This is a genomic window from Flavobacterium sp. (assembly GCF_046073885.1).
Classification (GTDB): Bacteria; Bacteroidota; Bacteroidia; order Flavobacteriales; family Flavobacteriaceae; genus Flavobacterium.
In genome coordinates this window covers 1-6,910 of record NZ_JBJTND010000032.1, presented here as the reverse complement: position 1 = coordinate 6,910, position 6,910 = coordinate 1, and the positions used below count along the sequence as shown (strand labels likewise).

Below are 6,910 nucleotides of genomic sequence, written 5' to 3'. Positions count from 1 at the left end.
TTTAGTGACTTGAGTTTAGATGGAGTGGTGTTTAATTTGAAAACCTATAAAAAAGAGAAACTTACTAATATAGACGTTTTTATTAATGCTTTTGGAGAAGGTAAACCCTCTAAAAAACATTTTTTATTGACTGCACAAGATGCTCAGATTACCAATGGACATTTTATTTTAACGGATGAAAATAGAGTTATTCCAAAGGATGTTGATTTCACAAAATTAAATATCCAACTTTCTGATTTTAAATTGTACGGTCCTGATGTAAATACCAATATTCTGAAAATGTCTTTTTTGGATCATCGAGGGGTGTATGTGAAAAAATTAAGCGGAATATTTAGTTATACCAAAAAGCAAATCAAATTAACGAAGTTAGAAGCATTTACTAAAGAAAACTCCGAGATAAAAGCTAATGTTGCTTTGAATTATAGAATCGAAGATTTTGCTGATTTTAACAATAAAGTACAATTTGATGTTCAATTAGCCTCTTCTACCTTAGCCTCAAACGATGTTCGCTGTTTTTATAAAGAATTAGGTAAAAACCAATTCTTTTACACCAAAGCCAATTTATTGGGAACACTAAACAATTTGAAAGTCAGTCAATTGAATTTAGTGGATTCTAAAAAAAGCAAAATGATTGGCGCCATCCGATTTAAAAATTTGTTTCCAAAAAAAGGACAAGAATTCTACATGAAAGGGAAATTCAGTACACTTTCCTCAAGCTATGATGATTTAGTGACTTTATTGCCCAATGTTCTCGGAAAAACATTGCCTACTAATTTGAAAAAAATAGGAAAATTCAATTTAGTTGGTAAAACAGAATTGACCACAAAAGATATCAATGCCGATTTTATAATGACGACTGCTTTAGGTGCTGTAAAATAAAGTTTTGTAATGCATTCTATTGATTTTATTGATAAAGCTTCTTATGTTGGGAATGTGGTTTTGGATAAATTTGACTTAGGAACTTTTGTTTCTGAAAAAGATTTGGGCAAAATTAGTTTGAATCTTGCTATTGATGGGGTTGGTTTTACTGAGAAATATTTGAATACACAAATCAAAGGGGCAATTTCTCAAATGGATTACAATAACTATTCGTATCATAATTTAGAGTTAAATGGAAATTTTAAAATGCCTATTTATCAAGGAAAAGTTACTGTACATGATCCTAATCTAAATTTGATATTTGATGGTTTAGTAGATTGGACTAAAAAAGATAGCCGATTTGATTTTCATATTGGTATTGACAATGCTAACTTGTACCAACTAAAGTTTACTAAAGACGCGACCTCTTTATTGAAAGGAGATATTGTGGTTCAAGTTGCTGGGAATTCGGTAGATAATTTACAGGGAGATGTCTTTGTAAACGAAACTACCTATACAAACTCTAAATCGACTTATTTCTTTACTGATTTTAAGGTTAATTCTAGTTTTGACGAAAATAAAATTAGAACAATAACGGTCAATTCTCCAGATATTGTAGAGGGTAAAATTGAGGGTAAATACAAATTCAATCAATTACGGAAATTAGTTGAAAATTCGTTAGGAAGTTTGTACACAAACTACAAACCAAATAAGGTAGAGAAAGGGCAATTTTTAAATTTTGATTTTTCGATTAATAATAAAATTGTAGAAGTTCTTTTTCCTGAAATCTCTATTGAAACTAACACAGTTGTAAAAGGAAAAATCAATTCGGATAAAAACGAATTTAAACTCAATTTTAATTCCCCTCAGATTATTGCAGCTAAGAACACGTTTGATAATGTCAGGATTAATGTAGATAATAAAAATCCATTGTATAATGCATACATCGAATTGGATTCTATTAAATCTAAATATTATAAAATACGCGACTTTAGCTTGATTAATGTTACAATGAAAGACTCTTTGTTTTTTCGTACGGAGTTTAAAGGGGGAGCAAAAGGCGAAGATTATTTCAATTTGAATCTCTACCACACCATTAATAAAGAAAAGAAAAATGTTGTTGGTATTAGTAAGTCAGAAGTGAAATTCAAGGATTATTTGTGGTTCTTGAACGAAAATGATACTCAAGATAATCGAATTGTTTTTGACAAAGAGTTAAAAGAGTTTGCAATCGAGGACATTGTTCTATCGCATGAAAATCAAAGAATAGAGTTGTTTGGTACTACTAGAGGGGATTCGTATAAAGATTTAAAATTGAATTTTAAGGATGTGAATTTGAATAAAATTACTCCCGAAAATGAACACTTTGTTTTTAATGGAAATATTAATGGAGAAGTCAATTTTAAACAAAACAAGTTGGTGTATCAGCCAACGGCTTCTTTGGTAATAGACCATCTTAATTTGAATACAACAGATTTAGGTACTCTTGAATTTGATATAGAAGGAGATGAAAACCTGTCTAAATTTGCGATTACTTCATCTATTACAAATGAAGACTTTGAATCGTTTAATGCGAGTGGTAATCTGGAGGTTAAGAATAATGAAACAGTATTGGATTTACGCGTAAAATTAGATCAATTTAAATTGGCTACTTTAGGGTCGTTAGGAGGAGAAGTATTGTCTAATATTAGAGGATTTGCTTCAGGAAATGCAACTATTCAAGGAAATGTAAATAAACCTGAAATTAATGGGCGTCTTTATTTAGATAAAGCGGGGATGGGAATTCCGTATTTAGGAGTTGATTATGAATTGACAGATAGAACAATTGTTGATTTAACAGATGAAAAGTTTTTGTTTAGAAATAATTTAATGACCGATTCTAAATTTGGAACAAAAGGAATGCTTAACGGTGGTATAGAGCATAAAAACTTTTCGAATTGGAAATTAGATTTAACAATTGCCTCAAAACGATTGCTGGCTCTGGATACCAAAGATAGTGAAGAAGCTGCTTATTTTGGTACGGCATTCATTAATGGTAACGCAACAATTAAAGGACCTACGAATAATTTAGAAATAAAGGTACAAGCTAAATCTGAAAAAGGAACTGCAGTAAAAATACCTATTAATAATGCTGAAAGTGTTACTGAAAATAGTTTTCTTCATTTTATTACGCCTAAAGAAAAATTCAATTTAAAGAAGGGAATTGTAGAAAAAGGCAGTAATTATAAAGGACTTGATTTAGAGTTTGATTTTGATATTACTCCCGATGCAGAAGTAGAGGTAATTTTAGATCGAAATTCAGGACATGGAATGAAAGGTAAGGGTAACGGTTCGCTCTTATTTAAGATAAATACTTTAGGAAAGTTCAATATGTGGGGAGATTTCCAAGCGTATGAAGGAACTTATAATTTTAAAACCACTGGAATCAATAAAAAATTCACGGTTAAAAAAGGAGGTTCAATTTCTTGGGAAGGAAATCCATTAAGAGCGCAATTGAATCTTGAAGCAGTTTATAAAACAACGGCCAATCCTTCGTTGTTGATTGACAATTCTTCGTTCAATAAAAAAGTTCCTGTTGAAGTTGTTATTGGAATTAAGGGAGATTTAATGAGTCCTGAACCTGATTTTAACATAGATTTCCCAACAGTGAGTAACGTTTTAAAATCAGAAATTCAAACAAAATTGTATGATAAAGAAGTACGACAAACACAGGCATTGTACTTGTTGTCTTCGGGAAGTTTCTTAAGCACGGAAGGAATGAGTAAGACTGATTTGTCAGGAAGTTTATTTGAAACAGCAACCGGTTTGTTAGGGAATGTGATTAAATCAAATGATGAAAAGTTTAATGTGGGGATTAATGTTGTAGGAGCCGATAAACGATTAGGAAAAGAAACCGATGGTCGATTTGAAGCGTCAGTTTCGTCAAAAATTAATGAGCGAATCACTTTTAATGGAAAATTAGGGGTTCCTTTTGGAGGAATTAATCAAACCGCCTTCATTGGTAATGTTGAATTACTTTGGCGATTAAATGATGATGGTAGTTTGAATGCAAGGATTTTCAATAAAGAAAATGATATCAATTATATCGGACAAGGAATAGGGTATACGCAAGGAATTGGAATTACTTACGAAGTTGATTTTGACACATTCAGAGAGTTAGTGAGTAAAATGTTTAAAAAACAGTTGACACAACAAGTAATACCAGCAGAATATTTAGATCAAGATTCTGAATTGGCACCTGATTTTATACGATTTTCAAATTCGAAAAAATCAAACAAAGAAACGCCTAAAAAAAATCAAGAAGCAGTAGTTCCAGAAGAGGATTAAATTTTGGAATTTGTCTAGACTTAAGAATTATCAAAAAAGAAGAAAATAGTTGTGTTTTTTTGAAAAAAGTTAATTTTAATTGCTTTTTTGAAAACTTATTAACGAAAACGTTTGAATTCATAATGGTTTTCTAATTTATTAAATACATCGCTTTGAAACTAGTTCACGTTTATTAATTTTACACCAAATACTATAATAATGCCAAATAAAATAAGAAAAATAGGTGTTTTAACTTCTGGAGGAGATTCTCCAGGAATGAATGCAGCAATACGCTCAGTAGTTAGAACTTGTGCTTTCCATAAAATTGGATGTGTAGGGATTTACAGAGGATACCAAGGAATGATTGAAGGTGATTTTAAAGAAATGGGACCTCGTAGCGTTAATAATATTATTAATAAAGGAGGTACGATTTTAAAATCGGCTCGTTCAATGGAATTTAAAACTCCAGAAGGAAGAAAAAAGGCATACGATAATTTAGTGAAAGCCGAAATTGATGCTTTTGTTGTTATTGGAGGTGATGGAAGTTTTACGGGGGCTTTATTATTCAATTCAGAATATGATTTCCCAGTTATTGGTATTCCAGGAACTATTGATAACGATATTTTTGGAACGAGTCATACTTTAGGGTACGATACCGCTTTGAATACTGTAGTAGAAGTAATTGATAAAATTCGTGATACAGCGAGTTCACATAACCGTTTGTTCTTGGTTGAGGTTATGGGTCGTGATGCGGGACACATTGCTTTAAATGCCGGTATTGGAGCTGGTGCGGAAGAGATTTTAATTCCAGAAGAAGACATGGGGTTAGATCGTTTGTTAGATTCGCTTAAGAAAAGTAAGGCGGCAGGAAAATCATCTAGTATTGTGGTGATTGCCGAAGGAGATAAAATTGGTAAAAGTGTATTTGAATTAAAAGATTACGTTGAGTCCAATTTACCTGAATATGATGTTAGAGTTTCTGTATTAGGGCATATGCAAAGAGGTGGTTCGCCTTCTTGTTTTGATAGAGTATTAGCTAGTAGATTAGGAGTTAAAGCTGTCGAGTCATTGTTAGAAGGTAAATCTAATTTAATGGCAGGAATTATTGCTGATAAAATTACATTAACTCCCTTAGAACAAGCTATAAAAGGACATTCAGAAATTGATACTGAATTGTTGCGCGTTTCTGATATTGTATCAATCTAAAAATAAATATATTTTGGTTTGGAACTCAAATCAAAAATAAAAATTACACTAAATAAACTAAAATCTAAAATTAAATTAAAATGTCAAAAGTAAAATTAGGAATAAACGGTTTCGGAAGAATTGGAAGAATCGTTTTTAGAGAGTCTTTCAACAGAGATAATGTTGAAGTAGTAGCTATCAATGACTTATTAGATGTTGATCACTTAGCTTACTTGTTAAAATATGATTCAGTTCACGGTCGTTTCAATGGAACTGTTGAAGTAAAAGAAGGTAAATTGTATGTAAACGGAAGACACATTCGTATCACGGCTGAAAGAAATCCAGCTGATTTGAAATGGAATGAAGTTGATGTTGATGTAGTTGCTGAATGTACAGGTTTCTTTACTACTGTTGAAACTGCAAGTGAGCATATCAAAGGTGGTGCTAAAAAAGTAATTATTTCTGCTCCTTCTGCTGATGCTCCAATGTTTGTAATGGGTGTTAACCACGAAACTGCAAAAGCTTCTGATTTAGTTGTTTCTAATGCATCTTGTACTACTAACTGTTTAGCTCCAATGGCTAAAGTTATTCACGATAACTTTGGAATTGTTGAAGGGTTAATGACAACTGTTCACGCTACAACTTCGACTCAAATGACAAATGACGGTCCATCTAGAAAAGATTTTAGAGGTGGTCGTTCTGCATTAGTAAATATGATTCCTTCTTCTACAGGTGCTGCTAAAGCGGTAGGAGTTGTAATTCCTTCGTTAAACGGAAAATTAACTGGTATGTCAATGCGTGTTCCTACTGTTGACGTTTCTGCAGTAGATTTAACTGTGAAATTAGCTAAAGAAACTTCGTATGCTGAAATCATGGCTGTATTGAAAAATGCTTCTGAAACTACAATGAAAGGAATCTTAGGATTTACTGAAGATGATGTTGTTTCTAATGATTTCGTATCTGATTCAAGAACTTCTATTATTGATGCTAAAGCTGGAATTGGTTTGAATTCTACTTTCTTCAAAATTATTTCTTGGTATGATAATGAATACGGTTATTCAAGTAAATTAATTGATTTATCTGTACATATTGCAGGTTTGAAATAATAAAAACCTTTTCAATAAAATCCCGTTATTGTTTATTTAACGGGATTTTATTTTTTTACTATTTTCCTATCTCCAAAACGGTATAAATTGTTTAATTTTATAGTCTTTGGAGTAGATTTCCAAAAATCAAAAAACCAAAAAAACCAAAAGATGAAATTAATAGTTGATAGTGGTTCTACCAAAGCCGATTGGATTGCGATAGACGATAGCGGTAAAATTTTGTTCACAACACAAACTTTAGGTCTTAATCCAGAAATATTGGATGAAGCTGAAGTAATAGAACGTTTGAACGATCGTTTTGATATTTTGCAAAATAAAAATGAGGCAACTCATTTGTTCTTCTATGGCGCTGGTTGTGGAACTGAAAGAATGAAATTATTTCTTTCTCAAGTTTTTCAAGCCTATTTTCCAAATGCAATTGTTGTAGTTGAAGAAGATACCTATGCTGCGGTTTT

General features: G+C 31.7%; 3 protein-coding genes and 2 pseudogenes. All 5 read left to right on the top strand.

Features of this window, described 5'->3' with window-relative positions; genetic code table 11:
- Positions 1 to 879 (top strand): annotated as a pseudogene (locus tag ACKOWY_RS04920) (translocation/assembly module TamB); the annotation flags it as partial.
- 9 nt (positions 880 to 888) lie between these two features.
- Positions 889 to 4,185 carry a translocation/assembly module TamB domain-containing protein gene (locus ACKOWY_RS04915; protein WP_408940331.1) on the top strand — a complete coding sequence of 1,099 codons (3,297 nt, stop codon included), beginning with the start codon at positions 889 to 891 and terminating at the stop codon, positions 4,183 to 4,185.
- Positions 4,186 to 4,383: 198 nt separating this feature from the next.
- A complete protein-coding gene (gene pfkA / locus ACKOWY_RS04910) occupies positions 4,384 to 5,370 on the top strand; it encodes a 6-phosphofructokinase (RefSeq protein WP_408940330.1) in 987 nt (328 codons plus the stop codon).
- A gap of 80 nt (positions 5,371 to 5,450) precedes the next feature.
- On the top strand, positions 5,451 to 6,455 hold the full coding sequence (gene gap, locus ACKOWY_RS04905) for a type I glyceraldehyde-3-phosphate dehydrogenase (RefSeq protein WP_408940329.1): 1,005 nt from the start codon (positions 5,451 to 5,453) through the stop codon (positions 6,453 to 6,455).
- Positions 6,456 to 6,605: 150 nt separating this feature from the next.
- Positions 6,606 to 6,910: pseudogene (locus ACKOWY_RS04900) on the top strand (N-acetylglucosamine kinase); the annotation flags it as partial.

Bases quoted from the DNA above. Each gene is read 5' to 3' on its own strand.
- ACKOWY_RS04915 (WP_408940331.1), top strand. From the start codon at position 889: ATGCATTCTATTGATTTTATTGATAAAGCTTCTTATGTTGGGAATGTG.
- pfkA (WP_408940330.1), top strand. From the start codon at position 4,384: ATGCCAAATAAAATAAGAAAAATAGGTGTTTTAACTTCTGGAGGAGAT.
- gap (WP_408940329.1), top strand. From the start codon at position 5,451: ATGTCAAAAGTAAAATTAGGAATAAACGGTTTCGGAAGAATTGGAAGA.